The organism is Variovorax sp. Root434 (genome assembly GCF_001426595.1).
GTDB lineage: Bacteria > Pseudomonadota > Gammaproteobacteria > Burkholderiales > Burkholderiaceae_C > Variovorax.
In genome coordinates, this window is sequence record NZ_LMEK01000003.1 from 181,038 (window position 1) to 199,346 (window position 18,309).

General features: G+C 71.3%; 11 protein-coding genes. 5 read left to right on the plus strand and 6 right to left on the minus strand.

The genetic code is table 11. The features are described 5' to 3' along the window. Positions 1-348: 348 nt before the first annotated feature. Both ASD05_RS05525 and ASD05_RS05530 read left to right on the plus strand, forming a co-directional pair. Positions 349-2,007: a ShlB/FhaC/HecB family hemolysin secretion/activation protein gene (locus ASD05_RS05525; RefSeq protein WP_235507857.1), complete on the plus strand. Its 1,659-nt coding sequence runs from the start codon at positions 349-351 to the stop codon at positions 2,005-2,007. A gap of 2 nt (positions 2,008-2,009) precedes the next feature. Beyond that, a complete protein-coding gene (locus tag ASD05_RS05530; protein WP_056588772.1) occupies positions 2,010-7,379 on the plus strand; it encodes a filamentous hemagglutinin N-terminal domain-containing protein in 5,370 nt (1,789 codons plus the stop codon). Positions 7,380-7,389: 10 nt separating this feature from the next. On the opposite strand, the gene ASD05_RS05535 is transcribed toward ASD05_RS05530, so the two are convergent. Beyond that, positions 7,390-8,022, minus strand: coding sequence for a cysteine hydrolase family protein (locus tag ASD05_RS05535; protein WP_056588775.1), 633 nt, complete (start codon positions 8,020-8,022; stop codon positions 7,390-7,392). A 100-nt stretch (positions 8,023-8,122) separates the two neighbouring features. Here ASD05_RS05535 and ASD05_RS05540 point away from each other — a divergent pair, with 100 nt between their 5' ends. After that, the gene (locus ASD05_RS05540) at positions 8,123-9,100 is read left to right on the plus strand and encodes a GlxA family transcriptional regulator (RefSeq protein WP_056588778.1); all 978 of its coding nucleotides are present in this window, start codon (positions 8,123-8,125) and stop codon (positions 9,098-9,100) included. A gap of 26 nt (positions 9,101-9,126) precedes the next feature. Here the strand turns inward: ASD05_RS05540 and ASD05_RS05545 are convergent, their stop codons facing one another. The 5 genes from ASD05_RS05545 to ASD05_RS05565 all read right to left on the minus strand — a co-directional run bounded on the left by ASD05_RS05545 (position 9,127) and on the right by ASD05_RS05565 (position 15,885). Beyond that, positions 9,127-9,996: an FkbM family methyltransferase gene (locus tag ASD05_RS05545; protein WP_056588781.1), complete on the minus strand. Its 870-nt coding sequence runs from the start codon at positions 9,994-9,996 to the stop codon at positions 9,127-9,129. Next, positions 9,993-10,790 carry a hypothetical protein gene (locus tag ASD05_RS05550; RefSeq protein WP_056588785.1) on the minus strand — a complete coding sequence of 266 codons (798 nt, stop codon included), beginning with the start codon at positions 10,788-10,790 and terminating at the stop codon, positions 9,993-9,995. The genes ASD05_RS05545 and ASD05_RS05550 overlap by 4 nt, the downstream gene beginning before the upstream one ends. A 21-nt stretch (positions 10,791-10,811) precedes the next feature. Continuing rightward, the gene (locus ASD05_RS05555) at positions 10,812-12,734 is read right to left on the minus strand and encodes an ATP-binding protein (protein ID WP_235507858.1); all 1,923 of its coding nucleotides are present in this window, start codon (positions 12,732-12,734) and stop codon (positions 10,812-10,814) included. 47 nt (positions 12,735-12,781) lie between these two features. Continuing rightward, entirely contained in the window at positions 12,782-13,828 is a 1,047-nt protein-coding gene (locus ASD05_RS05560; protein ID WP_235507859.1) for an ABC transporter substrate binding protein, read from the minus strand. 167 nt (positions 13,829-13,995) lie between these two features. Beyond that, positions 13,996-15,885 carry a hybrid sensor histidine kinase/response regulator gene (locus ASD05_RS05565; RefSeq protein WP_056588791.1) on the minus strand — a complete coding sequence of 630 codons (1,890 nt, stop codon included), beginning with the start codon at positions 15,883-15,885 and terminating at the stop codon, positions 13,996-13,998. A 161-nt stretch (positions 15,886-16,046) separates the two neighbouring features. Here ASD05_RS05565 and phnD (ASD05_RS05570) point away from each other — a divergent pair, with 161 nt between their 5' ends. Together phnD (ASD05_RS05570) and phnD (ASD05_RS05575) are read left to right on the plus strand one after the other, a co-directional pair. Continuing rightward, positions 16,047-17,081, plus strand: coding sequence for a phosphate/phosphite/phosphonate ABC transporter substrate-binding protein (phnD, locus tag ASD05_RS05570; RefSeq protein ID WP_056588794.1), 1,035 nt, complete (start codon positions 16,047-16,049; stop codon positions 17,079-17,081). Further along, positions 17,081-18,157, plus strand: a complete 1,077-nt coding sequence (gene phnD / locus ASD05_RS05575; protein ID WP_056588845.1) for a phosphate/phosphite/phosphonate ABC transporter substrate-binding protein — start codon at positions 17,081-17,083, stop codon at positions 18,155-18,157. The genes phnD (ASD05_RS05570) and phnD (ASD05_RS05575) overlap by 1 nt, the downstream gene beginning before the upstream one ends. Positions 18,158-18,309: the final 152 nt, after the last annotated feature.

Sequence of the window (18,309 nt, forward strand, 5' to 3'; positions counted from 1 at the left end):
GCTGTTCGGGGGGTGATCACGCCGACGCGGTGACCTTTTTCGCGAATGTCCCCCGCTTCGCTCCTCCTTTATTTCGCGAAAAAGGCCCCCGCATCGGCGTGATCGTTCAGAGCACTTGTCGATCGGCCGCGAACCAGCAGCGTGCCCTCGTGCACAGGGCGTCGGGTGCTCCCCGCAGCGAAATAAAGGAGGAGCGAAGCGGGGGACATTCGCGGAGGGGAGTACCCGACGGCCTGTGCACGCGCCCCGAACGAACCACCCAAAAGCATCCCGCAGCACAACGCAAGGTGGAGCACTGAGATGCGCGCCAGTCAACGGACTACACCGATTGCCTTCGCAGTCACAGCCATGGTCAGTGCAACCTTGCTGGTCGCAGCCCAGCGTACGCACGCGGCCGATACCAACACTTTGCTGCCGACCCAGGACCCCTGCGGCACCTGCGACCGCCCGCTCGCGCAAGCCCCCACCGGTGCTGTTGCACCGCAGAGCCTGCCTGCGCCGCCGCGCCCCGCCGGCTCGACATTCAAGCTCAACGACCTGCGGCTCAACGGCGTGAAAGCGCTGAGCAACGAAGAACTGCAATCCATCACCGCCCCCTACATCGGCCGCGACGTCGCGCTCGGCGATCTCGAAGAACTCGCGAAGGCGATCACCGCACGCTACAAGGAGCGCGGCTACTTCCTCGCGCAGGCCGTGGTGCCCGTGCAGACCGTGCGCGACGGCATCGTCGAGATCAGCGTGATCGAAGGCCGCCTCGGCAAGGTCGATGTGGTGGTCGCGCCCGATGCGCCGATTTCCGAATCTCGCGTGCGCGGCTTCCTCGCGCCGCTGCAGCCCGGCGAGGCCGTGAGCGCGCCGGCCTATGAGCGCGCCATGCTGCTGCTGTCCGACCAGCCCGGCGTCAAGGTGTCCTCGGGCCTGCAGGAAGGCTCGCAGGCCGGCACCACCGATCTTTCGGTCGAAGTGGCGGCCGCGCCGCGCTGGGCCTTCACAGCCGAAGCCGACAACCACGGCACGAAGGAGTCGGGCCGCTACCGCATCGGCGGCACGGCGCGCTGGCTCAGTCCCTTCGGAATCGGCGACAACCTCGACATGCGCCTGATGGTGTCCGACAGCAACGCGCTGCAGTTCGGCCGTATCGCCTACGAGGCGCCCATCGGCACCAGCGGGCTGCGCGCGGGCGTCGGGCTGTCGCGCGTCAACTACGAGCTGGGCGGCGAGTTCTCCGAACTCGGCGCGCAGGGCCGCGCCGACGTGGTCGACCTTTCGCTCAGCTACCCGCTCATCCGCCAGCGCCAGCAGAACCTGTTCCTGCGCCTGGGCGCCGACATCAAGGACCTGACCGACGAGATCGGCGTGGCCGACGTGCGCGTGAAAAAGCGCGTGCGCGGCCTCGGCCTCGGCTGGACCTGGGAGCGGCGCGACGAGGTGCTGGGCGGCGGCTACTGGGCCAGCTCGGGCACGCTGTACCACGGCCGGTTGTCCATCGACGACCCGGCGACGCGGGAGGCCGACCAGGCCCTGGGCGGACGGCACACCGAGGGCGGTTTCTCCAAGCTGAGCTTCCAGCTGTCCCGCCTGCAGGCCATCGTTCCCAGGCATTCGCTGTACCTGTCCGTCGGCGGCCAGTGGGCCAGCAGGAACCTCGATCCGTCGGAGAAGCTCGCGCTCGGCGGCGCACGCGCCGTGCGGGCCTATCCGTCGGGCGAGGTGCTGGTCGACCAGGGCGTGATCGGCACTGTGGAGTGGCGCTGGTCCTTCAACGAAGAACTCACGCCCTTCCTGTTCTACGACGCCGCGCACGGCAAGCTCTCGCGCAGCCCCACGCCCTTCGACGGCAGCAACGGCCGCAGCCTGCGCGGCTACGGCGTCGGCGTGAGCTGGTCGCGGCCCGGCAACTTCTCGATCAACGCGACGCTGGCCTGGCGCGATGGCACGGCACCGGCGCAGACCGACGGCGGCGGACGCAATCCGCGGCTGTACGTCCAGCTTCAAAAGGCGTTCTGACCATGACGCACCGCACACCCCCCTCGTTCCGGCTGCCGCTGCGGCCGTTGGCGCTCTCGCTGATCTGCGCAGGGGCGCTCCCCGCCATTGCCCAGACGCTGCCCACCGGCTTCCAGCCCATTGCCGGCAACGTCACGATGTCGCAGCTCGCGAACGTGATGACCATCAACCAGGGCCTTGCGCGCGGCATCGTCAACTGGACCGGCTTCTCCATCGGCGCGGGCGGCGTGGTGAACATCACCCAGCCGGGTGCGTCGAGCGTGCTGCTCAACCGCGTGACGGGCAACGAGCTTTCCACCATCGCGGGCCAGCTCAACGCCAACGGGCGCATCGTGCTGGTCAACCCCAACGGCGTGCTGTTCAGCCAGGGCGCGACGGTGAACGTGGGCGGCCTCATCGCTTCCACGCTGGCCATGACGACCAGCGACGCCGACTTCCTCAACGAAAACACCAAGCGGTTCACCTTCGAGCGCGCCGACGACAACGTCGCGACGGTGATCAATGCCGGGCGCATCACCGCGACCGGCGGCGGCCCCGTGGTGTTGATGGGCGCGACGGTGGCCAACACCCGCGTGGGCGACGACGCCAACAGCGGCCGCATCACCGCCGACGGTGGCACCGTTGCGCTGGCGTCGGGCCGCAAGGTCACGCTCGACCTCGCGGGCGACGGGCTGACCAACATCGTCATTTCGACGGACACCATGGCCACCCATGCGAGCGTCGGCAACACCGGCACGCTGCAGGCCGACGGCGGCCGCGTGGCGCTCATGGGGCGGTCGGCCACCGTGGGCGAACTGGTCGTCAACCATCGCGGCACGGTGCGTGCGCGCACGGTGGGCACGCGCAACGGCGAGATCTTCCTGGGCGGCGGCCAGGACAACGAGGTCCAGGTGACCGGCGGCACGCTCGACGCCACGGGCGCCGCGGCCGGCGAGCGCGGTGGCGACATCCGCATCACCGCCGGAAAGGTCACCCTGCAAGGGACGGGTGACGGCATCAAGACGGTGGCCGATGCCAGCGGCCAGGCCGGCGGTGGCTCGGTCACGGTGCAGGGCTACGACGTGGCGCTGTCGGCCGGCTCGGTGCTGAGCGCCGATGCCAGGAGCGCGGGCGCGGGCGGCACGGTCAGCGTGGGCACGGCCAGCGGCACGGCCTTTCCGGGCGATGCGGAAAACGCCCTGCCGTCGCGCGAATCGCACCTGCAGGCCTTCGGTGAACTCACGGCACGCGGCGCCGGCAGCGGCGCGGGCGGCAACATCGCGACCTCGGGCGATTTCGTGCGCATCGACCCCGCGCGCGTGGATGCCGGCGGCGGCGCACAGGGCGGTGCCAACGGCCGCTGGACGGTGTCGACCAGCGCCGACCTGGGCGTGGACCAGACCCTGCCGGCCTACGACGGCGGCTACCCGCAGCTGTCTTCCAGCAGCGTGAGCGCCGGCGCCGTGGGCGTCGCGCTGGGCCGGGGAACCGACGTCACGCTGGCCAGCACACACACCGGCGACAACGCGGGCGTGACCTTCGGCAACGGCGCCCAGGTCGTGAAGAACGAAGGCGGCACCGCCACGCTGCGGGTCGACTCGGGCGGCGGTATCGCCATGGCCAGCGGCTCGGCCATCGACGCGCGCATCGGCGCGCTCAACGTCGACTTCAACGCCGACGCCAGCGGCGTGGTGGCCAAGAACGCCACGCAGGTGAACGCCGGCGGCGGCAGCCCGAGCTTCGAGCTCGACTACGGCGCCTCGATCGGCCTGACCGACGCCACCATCAACGCCAACGGCGGCAACATCCGCTTCTTCGGCCAGGGCGATGCCGTAAACGGGCGCGCCATCGGCGGCTCGGTTTCGAACAGCGAGGACACCTGGCGCGACGGCATCGCGCTGAACGGCAGCACGCTGACCACCGCCGGCAGCGGGCAGGTTTCGCTGCGCGGCCAGGGCCGTACCCGGGTCGACACGCAGGACAGCGACACCGACTTCGTCTACCGGGCCACCGACGGCGTCACGCTGCAGGGCAGCGCGGTGCAGGCCGGCAGCGGCGGCGTCACCATCGACGGACTGGCCGCGCTGGGCGGCGGCGGCGTGCGGATCGGCAATGGTTCCAGTCTGGAGACACCGGGCAGCGTGTCGGTCACGGGCCGCGGCGCGACCTGGACCGACAACACGCTGCCGGCCGGCTCAATCGGCACCACCACGGCCGTCGGCATCGACAGCTCGTTCATCGACGCCGGCGGCGACGTGCGCATCGAAGGCACGGGCGCGAACCTCGAGGCGCTGACCAAGTACCTCGGCTTTGCGGCCAATGGCCGCACGGCGGGCGGCGGCAACGGCGTGGCGCTGTCGGGCGGCGTGACGGCGGGCGACGGCCGCCGCATCGACGTGGTGGGCAAGGCAGGCAGCGCGGGCTTCACCGCCGCGCTGGACGGCGGCGGCGGCATCGTCACCACGCCCACCGGCGAGTCGATCTATGGCGTGGCGGTGAGCGCCGACGCGTCGCAGCCCAACCCGCTGCGCACGGCGGGCGGCACCATCGCCATCGACGGGCAGGGCACCGACGTTGCCCTGCGCATGAATACCTTCGGCTCGGGCCTTAGCGTGCCCGTGGGCGCGATGCTGTCCGTGGCCAGCAGCAGCGGCCGGGGCGGCAGCATCTCGATCAGCGGGCGCAACGTGCTCGTCGACGGCTCGCAGAACTTCGACGGCACGCCGCTGGTCGCGCGCCTGGACGCCAGCGGCGCCACGGGCGGCGGCAGCATCGACATCGCGGCCACCAACGTCGTCGCGCTCGGCACGAACACCGCCCTGGACGCCAGCGGCACCTCGGCATCGGGCAACGGCGGCAGCGTGAAGGTGGTGGCGGGCGACACGCTGCGTGCGCACGGCAGCCTGTCGGCGCGCGGCGGTGCGGGCACGGGCAACGGCGGCCAGGTGGAAACCTCCGCGCCGCACTTCGACCTGTCGGGTGTGCAGGTGGATGCCTCGACGACGGGGGGCACGGCGGGCACGTGGCTGATCGACCCGTTCGACGTCACCATCAACCACGGCGCGGCCGCGGGCACGCTGCCCACCAACCCCTTCGACCCGCTGGCCACGTCGGTGGTGCTGGACGGCGATATCAACAATGTGCTGAACGGCAACACCAGCGTGATCATCACCACCGGCACGGGCGGCCCGCCCGGCGCCGGCACCATCACGCTGGGCACCGGCGTGCTGATCGACCGCAACACCGGCGCCACGCCCGTCACCTTCCGGCTCGACGCGGCCGCGAACATCAACAGCTTCGATGCGGCGACGGTGATCCGGTCCGACCGCTCGGTGGCCGGCGTGGGCGCGCTCGACGTGGCGTTCAACGCGGGGCTGGGCGTCAACGGCGGCAGCATCTTCTTCACCGGCGCCATCAACACCAACGGCGGCAACGTCTCGATGACCGCCAACGGCCTGAACAGCGGCTCCGTCATCTCGCTGAACAACGCGACCATCGACACGCGCACCGCGCTGCTCGACGCGGGCACCGGGGGCGCGGTGTCCATCGACGGGCGCTCGACCGCGACCGGATCCTCCTTCTCCGGGCCGGTGGTGAGCATCAGCAATTCCAGCATCAACACGGCCACGGGCAACGTGTCGATCGCGGGGCGCGGGCTGGTCGACACCGGCGTGGCGATCAGCGGCACGACGGCGACCCAGGGCGTGTTCACCACCGGCGGGCGCATCGGCATCGTGGGCGTGGGCAGCGCAGGCTTCTCCAGCTTCACGCCGCTGGCGGGCTACGGCGTGCTCATCAACGGCGCCACGGTGCGCAGTGTGGACGGCGACATCCAGGTCGACGGGCTGGTGCGCACCGGCGGCAACACCGCGCTGGGCAGCGGCGTGCGCATCGGTGCCGGCAGCCTCGTGACCTCGCTGGGCAACGGCAACATCACGGTGACGGGCGAATCGCAGGCCGACGGTGCCGGCGTCACCATTTCACCCATACCGCCTCTGAGCACCTTCGCACAGCCCGCAGGGCGCATCGACGGCAACAACAACGTGGTGCTGCGCGCCGCCAACGACGGCTCGACCGACGCGCTGGTGATCGGCGGCACGGTGCGCGCGGCCAATGTGCTGAACCTGCGTCCTGGCGGCGTGGACACGGCGGGCAATGCGAGCGACCGCACGGGCAACCCGATCACGCTGGGCGGCACCGCGGCCACCGGCTTCGCGGTGTCGGCCGACGAGTTCACGCGCCTGAGCGCGGGCACCATCGTGGCGGGTAGCAACGCGCACGCGGCGGACATCACCGTGGTGGCGCCGCTGACCGTGTCGTCGCCGCTGACCCTGCAGAACGGCGGTGGCGGCAACATCCAGCTCAATGGCGCGGTGAGCACGCCGCAGCTCGGCTTGGTGAGCGGGGGCGACATCCGGCAGGCGGCGGGCGCGGCCATCACCGCGGGCACGCTGCTCGCGCGTTCCAGCGGCGGCAGCGTGGTGCTCGACGACCCGGGCAACCACGTGGGCACGGTCGGCGGCGGCGCGGCGGGGCGCTTCGCCTACGTCGATGCCGATGCGCTCACGCTCGGCGCGGTGTCGGTCACCGGCTTCGATGCGGCGGGCAACCTGCCGCAGCCACTGTCGGCGACCTCGATGGCGGCCGACACCGTGTTCGTGCGCACGCTGGCGGGCGACCTCACGCTCGGCGCGTCCGTAACCAGCGCCAGCGGCACCGACCTCGTGGCGGCCGCGCGCTTCCAGAACCCGGGCGGCAACGGCATCGGCGGCGCCAGCTGGCGCGTGTGGGCCGACACCTGGGTGGGCGAAACCCGCGGCGGCCTGGCGGGCTCGGCACCGCTGCCGAACTTCTATCACTGCGCCTACCTGGGCCTGTGCACGGTGACCGTGCCGGCCACGGGCAACCACTTCATCTACGCGCAGCAGCCGCTGGCCACCGTGACCATCGGCAATGCGCAGCGCGCCGGCGGCCTGCCCAACCCGCCGTTCGTCTACAGCATCTCCGGGCTGATCCTGGGCGACACCGGCGCGGGCATCTTCGGCGTGCCGGGTTCGCCGGCCACGCGCTCCAGCCTGCCGGGCTTCTATCCCATCGACGGCAGCTTCACCTCGGCCGAGGGCTACGCGGTGCGCGTGGTGCCGGGGCAGCTGCAGGTCACCGGCTTCGTGTCGCTGCCCAGCGTGGACGTGGTGCGCGACCAGCCTACCACCTGGCTGTACGACCGCAACATCGGGCAGGCGCCGATCTGCCTGGCGACCGGGCCGCTCGACGGCGACCGCGCGCAGCAGGGCGCGGACGTGCTGGCGCGCGAATGGTCCCGCGTGCGCTCTCGGCCCAACCTGCTGAGCTGCGTGGACACCGAGAGGCGCAACGGCTGCGCGGACTTCTGAACGAAGCCGCTCAGACGCCGCGTGCGCGGCGGTTGGACATCACGACGTTGTCCTTCGGGATCGCCTGGCCTTCCTGCATCGCGGCGATCCATGCCGCGGTCGTGGTCACGGCCGCGAAGTTGCTGTGGAACACCACGCTGAAGACGCGATGGATCTCCTCGGCCGTGACCTTGCCCGCGGCGTTCTCGTACGGCAGCGCGCCGCTGGCGTCGGACAGGAATTCCACGTTCAGGCCGCGGTGCATGGCCTCGTACACGGTGGAGGCATCGCAGTTCTGCGTCATGTAGCCGGCCACGCTCAGCGTGTCGATCTCGTGGCGGGCGAGCCAGTCGGCGAAGTCGGTGCCGGTGAACACGCTCGGGAAGCTCTTGGTGACGAGATGGTCGTGCGGACGCTTCGCGATCTCGGGGTGCAGCTGGCCGTTGTGGGTGTCGGCCTGGAACACCGGCGCGCCCTTGGGTGCATGGTGGCGCACCACGACGACGGGTGTGCCGGCGGCGCGTGCCGCGTCCATGGCCTTCGTCGCGTTCGGCAGCGTGTCTTCGATCGGCGGGTACTCGATCGGCAGGCCGCCGCCTTCGAAGTATTCGTTCTGCACGTCGATCACGACGAGGGCGCGGCGCGGGGCGGTGTTGCTGCTCATGAAGGGCTCCTTCTCTTGTGTGGTTCGGATGGCCTGATTCTTCGCGGTTGCGTTGTCTCGAGAAAGTGGCCCGAAAGCCATTCATCGATAAGATCGGGCCATGCCAGCGCCAGCCACCGAAACCATCGCTGTCGTCGCCTTCGACGGCATCAGCCCCTTTCACCTGTCCGTGCCGTGCATGGTCTTCGGCGAAGACCGCACGGAAGCCGGCGCGCCGCGTTTCCGCCTGCGGGTGTGCGCGCCGGAGCCCGGCCCGCTGCAGACCAATGCGGGCTTCACGCTCGTGGTGCAGCACGGGCTGGAGGCCATCCGCCGCGCGCAGATCGTGGTGGTGCCTTCATGGCGCGACGACGGCAGCGCGGCGCCGCCCGCGTTGATCCGCGCGCTGCAGGCCGCGCACCGGCGCGGCGCCACCGTGGTCGGCCTGTGCCTGGGCGCCTTCGTGCTGGCCGAGGCGGGCCTGCTCGACGGCCGGCCCGCCACCACGCACTGGAAGCTGGCTCCGGCCTTCGCGAAGCAGTACCCGCAGGTGCGGCTGCAGCCCGAGGTGCTGTACGTGGACGACGGCAGCGTGCTCACCTCCGCCGGCACGGCCGCGGGCATCGACTGCTGCCTGCACCTGCTGCGCGTGCGCTACGGCGCCGAGACGGCCAACCGCGCCGCGCGGCGCATGGTGGTCGCGCCGCACCGGCAGGGCGGGCAGGCGCAGTACATCGAGCAGCCCGTGCCCGCCACGGCCGAGCGCGATCGCCTGGCGCCGCTGCTGGAGTGGCTGGGCAAGCACCTCGATACATCGCATGAACTGGACGACCTCGCGCGGCGCGCGCTCATGAGCCGACGCAATTTCACGCGGCGCTTTCGCGAATCCACCGGCACGACCGTGGGCCAGTGGGTGCAGAACCAGCGCCTCGCGCTGGCGCAGCGGCTGCTGGAGACCACGGACCATCCGGTCGAGCGCGTGGCGACCGGCGCCGGCTTTGGTTCGGCGGTGTCGCTGCGCAAGCATTTCACCACCGCGTTCAAGGTGTCGCCGACGGCGTATCGCCGGCAGTTCTCGCGGGCCGAGACGACGGCCTGAGCCCTCACTGCTTGCTGCTCAGCGCTTCAGTCGGCCACCGGCGGCAGGGCCGCGCGCGCGGCCAGCCGCAGGTAGCGCGCCTGCGTGCCTTCGGCCAGCGCGCCGCGCTGCTCCAGCAGCAGCACGCAGCGCAGCGCCAGATCGAAGGAGCGGAAGCACCAGTGCGCCAGCATGGCCAGCTGCTTGAGCTGTGCGTCGCTCATGGCGTCGGGCCGGGTGATGTCGCGCACGTAGACCAGGTCGGCTTCGAGCAGCTGGCGCAGCGGCTGGCCCGGATCGCCGTTGACCACGCACGGCGCCATCGGCCAGTGCTTGAGCTCGGCCAGGCAATGCGGCAGGAAGCCCTGGCGGCGCAGCTCGAGGTCGATGTCGCCGATCGATGCCTGCCCTTGGTAGAGCGGCACGAACGACACCTCGGTCTGCACCGCGACGGCCTGCGCCAGCCTGGCCGTGCCCGCGCGCAGCACCGCCAGCTCGCTGCCTTGCGCATCGATCTTCAGGAAGTCGAGGTGCTCGACTTCTTCCATGTCGTCGAGCCGGCGCGTCTGCATCGTGACGCGCGCCACCACCTGGGCCATCGGCCGCAGCAGGTCGAACAGCGCGAGCGCGGCCGGGTCGGGTTCGAGCAGGCTGGTCATGCCGGGGGCGGCGCACACGTGGAGCGTGTGTGTCCGGCCGTCGCCCACGGCCCACGGGAAGTAGCGCTCCAGCGTGCCCCGCCGCTGCCGCAATGCGCGCAGCGCGTCGGGCTGCGGCTCGAAGCCGGTCACCCGGCACTGGCCGGCCGCCAGCATCGCACGGTAGGGCGGTTCGCCATCGATCGGGTTCGCGCCGACGTCGACCACCTCGGTGGGGCGATCGAGCGCAAGCAGCCTGGCCAGTGCTTCGTCGTTCATGCCGGGGGGCCGCCGCGCGCCGCCAGCGCCTGCCCGAAATGGCCCGTGTAGGTGCGAAGGCCCTGGTGCGACAGGTTCGAACGCGCATCGATCCAGACCTTGCCGCCGATCGACTGCCAGCGGCGGCAGAAGGCGAAGTCCTCGGCCAGGTAGGCGCCGTTGCCGGGCTCGGCGAGCACGTCGAAAAAGCGGTAGTGGAACGCGGCGCGCGCGCGGTCGGCCGGGTCGGCGTGGCGGTCGGGCGCATAGCGCAGCTGGGGAAAGGCGGCGGCCATGCGCTCGAACACACTGCGTGCGATCAGCATGAAGCCGGTGGGCGCGTCGAGCATCTCGGCGAAGCCGTCCGCATCGATGGCCAGCCGGGGCCCCGCGGCATTCGCGGCGAAGCGGGCATGGCGCGCCTCGAAGTCCTGCCGCGTGCTGCCGGCCGGCAACGGCGCGTCGAGCCCGGCCTCCGGCCAGCCGTCGGTCTTGTGCGGATAGATGCCGGCCACCACGTCGCGGTCCGCCAGCAGCAGCCGCAGGGCCGCCTCGGGCTCGAAGCCGATGTCGGCGTCGATCCAGAACAGGTGCGTCCAGCGCGCATCGGCCATGAACTCGGCCACCAGCCGGTTGCGTGCGCGCGTGATGAGGCTGTCGCCATCGAGAAAGCGCGTCTGCATCGCGAAGCCGTGCGTCCAGGCCAGATTGACCAGGCCGAGCAGGCTGCGCACGTAGTTGCTGCTCATGGTGCCCGCGTGGCTGGGCGTCGCGACGAAGGGGCGGATGTCTTTCAGGGCGGCGAGTTCGAGCATCGGCAGGTTTCCTTGAAGGAGTCAGTTCGCGTGCACGTGCCGCCGCGTGGTCAGCAGCGCGCGCAGCTTGGCCGGCGCAACCGGCTTGGTCAGCAGCATCACGCCGCCCTGGCGCAGCCGCTGCAGCACATCGGGCCCGGTGGCGCCCGACACCAGCACCGCGAGCGCATCGGGCTGCAGGCGCTTGGCGGCGTCGATCACGTCCACGCCGTCGCCATCGCCGGCCAGCTGCAGGTCGCACAGCACGGCGTCGTAGCGGATGTCGCCGGTGCCCAGCCGCGCGATGGCCTCGGCGCCGGTGTTCACGCATTCGACCTCGCAGCCCCATTGCACCAGCAGCGCGCGGCTGCCGTCGAGGATGGCGGGGTCGTCGTCCACCACCAGGCAGCGCAGGCCGGCCAGGGGCGCGGGGGCCTGCTGTGGCGCGTCGGGCGGCGTCACGTCGGCCAGCCGTGCCGCGGGCAGCGTGAAGGCGAAGGTGCTGCCCGCCTGCAGCGCGGAGCGCACGGTGATGCGCGTGCCCAGCAGCGCGGCGATGCGCGCGCAGATGGCCAGCCCCAGCCCGAAGCCGCGGCGCCGGTCGCGCTCGGTGTTGGCTACCTGGTAGAACTCCTCGAAGATGCGGCCCTGGTGGATCGGCGCGATGCCCACGCCGTTGTCGCGCACCTCGATGCGCACGCCGGCCGTGCCGCGCCGCGCGGCCACCAGCACCGTGCCGCCCTCGGGCGCATGGCGCAGCGCGTTGGCCACGAGGTTGCCGACGATGCGCTGCAGCATCGCCGCATCGGTGCGCACGGCCAGGCCGCGGCCGCTCCAGCGCAGACGTACGTGCGCCTCCGCGGCGATGGCGGCGTGCTGCGCATCGAGCTGGTCGAACAGCGCGGACAGCGCCACATTGGTGATCGCCGGTGTCAGCACCTGCGCATCGAGCCGCGAGATTTCGAGCAGGTCGTCGAGCAGCACGCCCATGAACTCCGTGCTCTCCTGCAGCCGCAGCACGGCCGGGCGCTGCGCGGGCGAGGCGCCGGGCAGCAGGCCGTCGATGAACAGGCCCATGGCATGCAGCGGTTGGCGCAGGTCGTGGCTCGCGGCCGCGAGGAAGCGCGCACGCGACAGCGCCGCCTGCTCGGCCTCGGCCATGCGCTGCAGCGCGACGGCGGTGGCCTCGCGCACGCGTTCTTCGCTGAGCTGGCGGTTGCTCTGCAGGCGCTCGGCAAGGCGATCGATGTCGTGCGCGAGCACCGCGAGCTCGTGCGTGTCGCGCGTGCTGTCCTCGACCACGTCGCAGCGCGCCTCGAAATGCCCCGACTCCAGCGCGGCGACCGTGCGCGACACGCGCCGCAGCGGCCGCGTCACCGTGCGCGCCATGTGCCGCACCGAGGCCCACGCCGCCACCAGCGCGACGAGCGCGATGCCGATGCCCGCGAACAGCGAGCGGCTGCGCTCGCGCGTATAGGCGGTGGTGTCGCGGAAGGTCTGCACCAGGCCGATGGGCGTGTCGCCCGCCGCGGTGGAGCCGGCAGGCGCGAAGGCGCTGGCGCGCGAGGCTTCGCGCAGCGTGACCGGCGCGGTGAACATGCGCAGCTGCGCCAGCGGCGGCGTCTTGGGCCCGGCCGTGACGTAGACGCCCGCGCTGTTGCTGATTTCCACGCGCGTCACCTGGCCGCCGCGCAGCGCGGCATTGGCCACGTTCTGCAGCGCCGGCAGGTCGCCGGCATAGAGGCTCAGATCGGACATGGCCGCCACCTGCCGCGCCACGGCCTGGCCTTCGGCATCGAAAGCATCTTCGAGGGTGTGCAGCCGGTTGTGCGTGAACCAGCCGGTGAGCGCCAGCGCCACCGCCGCGCAGGGCACTACGCCAAGACGGAACAGGTCGTGCTGCAGGTTGCCGCGCACGGTCAGCGTATGGGGAGACTGGAGCGGCGGCGGTGTTGGGGACGACACCGGCGTCCCCCCGGGTGCCACCGGACCGTGGGAAGGCGGTGCGGTGCTCATCGGGGGGGCGCGAGCCGATCGGCCAGTTCCCGTTCCTCCGGCAGTCGCAGGCCGAGTCCGCGCGCCACGGTGGCGTTGACGCGCACGGTGGCGGGCGTTGCCGCTTCCACCAGCGGCACGTTGCTGTTGCTGCTGCCGCCCACGCTCGCACTCGCCACCTTCTGGCCGAGCAGCCGCGCCTGCTGTGCGAGCTGCGACGGCGTCGAGACCGCCGCGGCCAGGCCACCCGAGCGCACCAGCCCTTCGCTGGCGCCGAACACCGGCAGGCCCGCGCCCGCACCGGCGCGTAGCACCGAGAGCGTGGCCGCCTGGTTGTCGCCGATCAGGTCGGGCAGCACCATCAGTGCGTCGCTCTGCGGCACCACGAGGCGCAATGCGGCGGCGAGCGACCTGGCGTCGGGTGCGTATTCCACGCGCAGCTCCCAGGCCGGGTTCGCGCCCTGTGCCGCGCGCTGCAGCTCGCGCACCAGCGGCTCCGATTCGGGCGTGGCGACCACGCCCACGCGGTGCTTCTGCGGCAGCACCGCGTTGATCAGCGCGAGCTGGTCGGCCATGGCCGGGTCGCGCAGCAGCACGCCCACGCGCCGATCGCCGCGCCGCAGGGCGGGGCTGGCGGCCTTCAGGGTTTCGTACTCGAGCCGGCTCAGCATCGCCAGCACCAGCGGCTCCTGGCCCGGCCGTTCGACAGCGGCGCGCGCGGCGGCGGGGCCGACGGCCATGGTGAGCGGCGCATCGGAGGCGGTGCGCAGGCTGCGCGTGCGCACGCCGGAGTTCGCCGCGCGCTCGGCGTCCGAGGCTTCCGTCGACGCTTGCGGATCGGCGCCGCCCGGCGCGAGTCGCACCAGCTCGAACCTGCCGCCCGGCTCCTGGTCCGCGCGCAGCCGCTGCACGAACTCGGAAGACGCAGCGACGTCGTCGCCCATCAGCACCGTGAGGCTCGCCGCCGTGGCGCCGCCGCTGGCGCCCCAGGCCAAGCCCGCGGCCAGCGCGGCACCGGCCGCACGGCGCAACCTTCCGGAGAAGGGCGAGAAAAAGGATTTCACGGCAACAAACATGGACTGCTTTCGCAGCGAGGGAGCGATGGTCCAATGTAAGGACGGCCCCTGCTTCGCGCGATAAGGCAGAGGGCTTATGTCAGCCCTGGCAGGCGCCTGCCAGTGTGACGAAACTCACACCATTGCAGCCGCTCGGCCTATGTCCGACGGACTACCTATGCACCTACCATTTGCGCGGCGGCCGCGCGCTGCGCTTGGATGGCCTGGCGCAGCACGCGCGGCGACACCGGCTTGTAGAGCACCGCGATGCCTGCACTCGCCACTTCGCGCAGCCGGTCGGGCTTGGTCTCGCCGGTAACGAGCAGGCGCGCGGTGCCGGCGCCGATGCCGCGCGGATGGCGCTCGAGCGCGCCGATCACGTCGAGTCCGTTGTCGCCGCCCTGCAGCAGCAGGTCGCTGATCACCATGTCGGGCGGCTGCGCCCAGGTGTCGGCGAGTGCCAGCGCCTCGGCGCGGGTCTGCGCGGGCAGCACCTCGGCGCCCCAGTTGGAGAGCACCACCGTCAGGCCTTCGAGGATGGTGCGCTCGTCGTCGATCACCAGGATGCGCATGTTGGCCAGGCTCTCTTCCTCCTCGATGGCAGCGACGGCGGGCGGCACCACCGGTGCCGGCAGCGCGGGCGGCGCCGAACGCACCATCACCCGCACGCAGGTGCCCTTGTGCAGCTTCGAGCTCAGTTCGACGCGGGTGTTGAGCAGCTCGGCCAGCCGCTGCACCGTGGCCAGGCCCAGCCCCATGCCGCGCGCGCCGCGCGCCGCCTGGCGGCCGGTGGGCTCCACCTGATAGAACTCCTCGAACACCCGGACCTGGTGATGCGTGGCGATGCCCACGCCGGTGTCGACCACGTCGATGCGCACGCCCCTGCCGCGCCGCCGCGCGCCGACCAGCACGCCGCCCTCGATGGTGTGGCGCAGCGAGTTCGACACCAGGTTGTTCAGGATGCGCGAGAGCATCACGTAGTCGCAGCGCACCCACAGGTCGGTCTTGCGCACCACCAGCCGCAGGCCCTGCTGCTCGGCCACCGGGCGGAAGTTGCGGCTGATTTCCTCGAACAACCGGTCGAGCGGGAAGTCGATCCACTGCGGCTGCAGCACGCCGGCGTCGAGCTGCGACAGGTTCAGCAGCTCGGAGAACAGCCGGTCCAGCGAATCGACGCACTCGCGGATGTGGCCGATGCGCTGCAGCTTCACCGGGTCGGTCTCGCCGTTGGCCAGGCCGTCGGAAAACAGCGTGAGCGCGTGCAGCGGCTGGCGCAGGTCGTGGCTGGCGGCGGCCAGCAGGCGGGTCTTGGCCTGGCTCGCCACTTCGAGCTGCTGGTTCTTGCGCGCCAGCTCGGCCGTGGCTTCGTTGATGCGGCTTTGCAGCAGCCGGTGGCTTTCGGCGAGCGCGCGCGCGGCCTGGTTGAAGCCCTGCTGCAGGTGGCGCACCTCGGACGTGCCCTCGACGGCCACGCTCGCGTCCTCGCCCGCGCCGAGGCGGTCGACCGCCTCGCCGAGCGCACGGATCGGCTCGCTGATGCGGCGCGCAGCCCACCAGCCCGCCAAGGCCACGCCGACCAGGCTGATCGCCAGCACCAGCCCCACGTTGAACCAGACCGAGCGCCGCGCGCTCTGCACCGCGGCCAGGCTCATCTCGACCATCACCTGGCCGGTGTGGCGGCCGTCGTCGCCCACGATGGGCACCACCACCTGCAGGCCGTCGCCGCGGACGCGGTCGACGGTTTCGGAATTGGCCACGATCTCGCCGTCTTCCGTCCAGATCTGCACCTGCTGCACGTTGGGCTGGTAGGTGCCCGACTGGGCGGTGCGTGCCAGCGCGCGCCGGTCCATGCGCGCCAGCGGCGCCTGCGCCACCGTGGCCACCTGCAGGGCCACCGTCTGCGCATTGGCGCGCATCAGCTCGGTGAGGTTGCTCAGGTGCTGCCGCGTCAGCACGGTGATTGCCGCGAGCGTGGCCAGCGTTGCCGGCACCAGCGCCAGCAGGATCAGCTGCTGGGCGAAGGTCAGGCGGGCCAGGCCGCGCAGGACGCGGAAGTTCCAGTTCATGAGGGCATCGCAAGCATGGGCGCCGAGCTTAGAGGGGCAACCCGGAACTGGGAAGGCAGGAAAAACATCACGAAACTTGCGTGTATTTGATATTTAATGGCGTCCGCGCTGCCCATGTTAGACCCGCCGATGCGCAACGGCCCCCTGTCCCAGGCCCACAAATGCAGGCTTCCATGCGCCGATTTGCCGATTTTCCAGGCGCCCTCCGTGCGGCGGCGCTGGCATTGTTCGTGGGGCTGCCGCTGTGGGCCTCGGCCCAGGCCGGCGCGCTGGACGGGCCGGTTCGCTTCGGCATCCTGCCGCTCGGAGGCGCCTTCGAGTCGCGCAACGACTGGGACCCGCTGCTGGCCGAGCTGAGCCGCGCCATCGACCGCCCGGTGAGCGTGCTGTCGGTCAATTCGTACGAGGCGCTGGAGCAGGCCATCCAGCGCGACGAGGTCGACATGGCCTTCCTGTCGGGAAAGATGGCGCTCGACGCCGTGACCCAGCGCCGCATGAAAGTGGTGGCGCAGGTGGTGCGCCACGACGGCCTGCCCGGCTACCGGGCGCTGCTGCTGGCGCGCAAGGCGCCGCCCTTCAATTCGCTGAAGAGCATGCTGGAGCAGCCGGAGCGCTGGCGGCTGGCGCGTGGCGAGAAGCAGTCGGTGTCGGGCTTCATCGTGCCGCAGCTGCAGCTCTTCCTGCCGAACCACATCGCGATGGAGACGCGCTTTCGCAGCGAGACCGTGGGCACCCACCAGACCAATGCACTGGCCGTGGCCAACAGCGAGGCCGACGTGGCCACCAACAACTCGGCCGACTTCGAGCGCTTCAGGCTGCGCTTTCCGGCCGAGACGGAGCGCCTGCAGGTGCTGTGGGAGTCGGAGCTGATTCCGCATGCGCAGATCGTGGTGCGCCGCGAATACCCGCCCGAACTGCGCAAGCGCGTGCAGGCCTTCCTGGTCGGCTACGGCCGCGCCAAGGGGCCGCGCGGCGACGCCGAGCGCGCGGTGCTCAAGTCGCTGCACGACCTGGCCGGCTTCGTGGCCGCCGACAACAGCTCGCTGCAGCCCGCGGCCAAGCTGGCCTACCAGCTCGCCAGGCAGAACGCCATGACCGCGCAATGGGTGAACGACGCCGCGCGTCAGGCCCGCCTGCAGCGCATCGAGAGCGGCTATGCGGACCAGGTCACCGTGCTCAGGGACACGACACCGTGATGAAGCCCTTGCGCGTTTTTTTTGCCCCGCCATGGTGGCTGCTGGCTTTTCTGGCCGCCTTGCTTGCCGGACCCTTGGCGGCCATGGCGCAGGGCACGGGCGCCGCCGCATCGACCGAGAAGACCGACAAGGCCGCCCCCGTGCCGCCGGCCGTCAGGATGATCCGCTTCGGCGTGCTGCCGCTGGGCGGCGCCGTCGAATCGCGCGCGCTGTGGACGCCGCTCATGGCCGACATGAGCCGCAGCCTCGGCATTCCGGTGAGCGCGTATTCGGTGCCGACGTACGAGGAGCTGGACCGCGCCATCGGCCGCGACGAGATCGACATGGCCTTCCTCTCGGCCAAGATGGCGCTCGACGCCGTGATGCAGCGGCGCATGAAGGTGGTGGCGCAGATCGCGCGGCACCCCAGCGTGCCCGAGCACCGCGCCGTGCTGCTGGTGCGCAAGGACGGGCCGCTCAACACGCTCGAAGGCGTGCTCGCGCAGCCGGAGAAATGGCGGCTCGCGCGCGGCGACAGCCGTTCGGTCACCGGCTTCATCGTGCCGCAGAGCCAGCTCTTCCTGCCGCACAACATCGAGATGGAGACGCGCTTTCGCAGCGAGTTCGTCGGCACCCACCAGGCCACCGCGCTGGCCGTGGCGAACGGCGATGCCGACGTGGCCACCAACAACACCACCGACTTCGAGCGCTTTCGCCAGCAGTTCCCGGTGGAGGCCGAGCGGCTGCAGGTGGTCTGGCAATCGGAGCAGCCGCCCGGCGCGCCGATGGTGGTGCGGCGCGACTACCCGCCGGAGTTCCAGGCGCGGCTGCAGAGCTTCCTGACCGGCTATGGCAAGGCCAAGGGCGCGCGCGGCGACGCCGAGCGCGAAGTGCTGAAGACCCTGCGCGCGGCCTACGGCTATGCCGCGGCCGACGACAGCGCGCTGCTGCCGCAGGCGCGGCTCGAATACCAGCTGGGCCGGCAGCGTGCCATGTCGGCCTCGTGGGTCAACGAGGCGGCGCGCGAACAGCGGCTGCAGCGCATCGAGAAGACCTACGCGGAGCAGGTCGAGACCTTGCGCGCGGCCGCCCGCTGAGCGGATGGCCCTAGTCCCTTCGCCGTAGCTCCAAATCCCCACGCCTAGGCCATTAGCTGATATGGCTTGAACCTGTCAACAGCGCGAGCCGATCTCTCCGGGTGCCGGATTGCAGAATCTTTCGCGAATGCCGGATGGGGAACGCGGCGGAG

What these genes read in the sequence shown, in the direction of transcription:
- ASD05_RS05525 (WP_235507857.1), top strand. Translation starts at nt 349, where the DNA reads ATGGTCAGTGCAACCTTGCTGGTCGCAGCCCAGCGTACGCACGCGGCC.
- ASD05_RS05535 (WP_056588775.1), bottom strand. Translation starts at nt 8,022, where the DNA reads ATGAGCAGCAACACCGCCCCGCGCCGCGCCCTCGTCGTGATCGACGTG.
- ASD05_RS05565 (WP_056588791.1), bottom strand. Translation starts at nt 15,885, where the DNA reads ATGAACTGGAACTTCCGCGTCCTGCGCGGCCTGGCCCGCCTGACCTTC.
- ASD05_RS05530 (WP_056588772.1), top strand. Translation starts at nt 2,010, where the DNA reads ATGACGCACCGCACACCCCCCTCGTTCCGGCTGCCGCTGCGGCCGTTG.
- ASD05_RS05540 (WP_056588778.1), top strand. Translation starts at nt 8,123, where the DNA reads ATGCCAGCGCCAGCCACCGAAACCATCGCTGTCGTCGCCTTCGACGGC.
- ASD05_RS05550 (WP_056588785.1), bottom strand. Translation starts at nt 10,790, where the DNA reads ATGCTCGAACTCGCCGCCCTGAAAGACATCCGCCCCTTCGTCGCGACG.
- ASD05_RS05545 (WP_056588781.1), bottom strand. Translation starts at nt 9,996, where the DNA reads ATGAACGACGAAGCACTGGCCAGGCTGCTTGCGCTCGATCGCCCCACC.
- phnD (WP_056588845.1), top strand. Translation starts at nt 17,081, where the DNA reads ATGAAGCCCTTGCGCGTTTTTTTTGCCCCGCCATGGTGGCTGCTGGCT.
- phnD (WP_056588794.1), top strand. Translation starts at nt 16,047, where the DNA reads ATGCAGGCTTCCATGCGCCGATTTGCCGATTTTCCAGGCGCCCTCCGT.